At 44.1% G+C, this 1,705-nt stretch carries 3 protein-coding genes; all 3 read left to right on the plus strand.

Going from position 1 to position 1,705, the window contains the following annotated elements; all coding sequences use genetic code 11:
- The coding region (locus Q0191_RS06505) for a pyridoxal phosphate-dependent aminotransferase (protein ID WP_297664910.1) at positions 1-1,091 on the plus strand (1,091 nt) is incomplete at its 5' end.
- Positions 1,092-1,093: 2 nt separating this feature from the next.
- Positions 1,094-1,462, plus strand: coding sequence for a VOC family protein (locus Q0191_RS06510; RefSeq protein ID WP_125390545.1), 369 nt, complete (start codon positions 1,094-1,096; stop codon positions 1,460-1,462).
- Positions 1,463-1,482: 20 nt separating this feature from the next.
- The coding region (locus Q0191_RS06515) for an OB-fold nucleic acid binding domain-containing protein (protein ID WP_297664915.1) at positions 1,483-1,705 on the plus strand (223 nt) is incomplete at its 3' end.

A 1,705-nucleotide genomic window follows, 5' to 3' on the forward strand; every position in this document is an offset into this window, starting at 1 on the left:
GGGATATCCTTTCTTTGACCTTGGGAGAGCCAGATTTTCCGACGCCTAAGAATATTCAGCAAGCGGCGATTGCAGCGATTGAAGATGGCAGAGCTAGTTTTTATACGGTAACAAGTGGCCTGCCTGAGCTGAAAGCAGCGGTTGTAGACTATTTTGCCAAGTATTATGGCTATGAGATTCGGCCAAATCAAGTAACAGTAGCAACGGGTGCTAAGTTCACTCTATACACCTTCTTTATGAGCGTGATTGATCCAGAGGATGAAGTCATCATTCCGACGCCTTATTGGGTCAGCTATGCCGATCAGATCTTGATGGCTGAAGGAAAGCCTGTTTTTGTTCAAGCGACAGAGGAAAACAACTTTAAGGTGACAGTTGCCCAGCTGGAAGCAGTCCGCACTGAGAAGACCAAGGTCTTGGTTCTGAACTCGCCGTCCAATCCGACTGGTATGATTTATACAGCAGAAGAACTGCTGGCTATCGGAAACTGGGCTGTTGAGCATGATATTCTGATCTTAGCTGACGATATTTATGGTCGTTTAGTCTATAATGGTAATAAATTTACGCCGATTTCCAGTCTGTCAGAGGAAATTCGCAAGCAAACGGTCGTTATTAATGGGGTTTCTAAGAGCTACTCTATGACGGGTTGGCGGATTGGCTATGCAGTAGGTGAGCCTGAGATTATCTCAGCCATGAGCAAGGTTGCAGGGCAAACGACTTCTAATCCAACAGCGGTGGCGCAATATGCGGCCATTGAAGCCTTAACGGGCAGTCAGGATACGGTCGAAAATATGAGATTGGCCTTTGAAGAACGCCTGAATACTATTTATCCTTTGCTGGCTCAAGTGCCTGGCTTTGAAGTCGTCAAACCTCAGGGAGCCTTCTATCTCTTCCCGAATGTTAAAAAAGCGATGGAAATGAAAGGTTATACAGATGTAACAGCCTTTACCACAGCGATTTTAGAAGAAGTAGGTGTGGCTCTAGTGACAGGAGACGGGTTTGGTGCGCCAGAAAATGTCCGCCTCAGCTATGCGACGGATATGGATACACTAAAAGAAGCGGTTCAACGTCTCAAGGATTTCATGGAGAAGTAGGAATGATCGATCATTTTGGGATTAAAGTAAAGAATTTGGAAGCCAGCAAGCTTTTTTATCAGAAAACCTTAGCTCCTTTGGGTTATAAAATAGCCTTTGATATACCTCAAGCAGTGAGTTTTGCAGAGCCAAGAAACGCTGATCCGACAGGTGATTTTTGGTTAAATGTTGGTCAACAAGAGCCTGAGCATTTTGCCTTTAGTGCTCAGAATGAAGAGGAAGTGGAAGCCTTCTATCAAGCAGCTTTGGCAGCTGGTGGCAAGGACAATGGTGCTCCAGGTGAGCGCAGTCAGTATCATCCAGGTTATTACGCTGCCTACATCATTGACCCAGATGGAAATAATGTCGAAGTAGTCTGCCACAAAGAATAAAAATAGAAAAGAGAAAAAACGTGTCGAAGAAAAATGTAACAATTATTGATGTAAAAAATCATGTTGGTGAAGAAGTAACGATTGGTGCTTGGGTGGCCAACAAGTCAGGAAAAGGGAAAATCGCTTTCTTGCAGTTGCGTGATGGTTCTGCCTTTTTCCAAGGTGTAGCTTTCAAGCCTAACTTTATTGAGAAATTTGGCGAAGAAGTAGGACTTGAGAAGTTTGATACTATCAAACGCTTGA

Source organism: uncultured Streptococcus sp. (assembly GCF_938036805.1).
In the GTDB taxonomy this organism is placed as follows: domain Bacteria; phylum Bacillota; class Bacilli; order Lactobacillales; family Streptococcaceae; genus Streptococcus.

Excerpts from the sequence above, each read along its gene's own strand:
- Q0191_RS06510 (WP_125390545.1), top strand. The coding sequence starts at position 1,094 with ATGATCGATCATTTTGGGATTAAAGTAAAGAATTTGGAAGCCAGCAAG.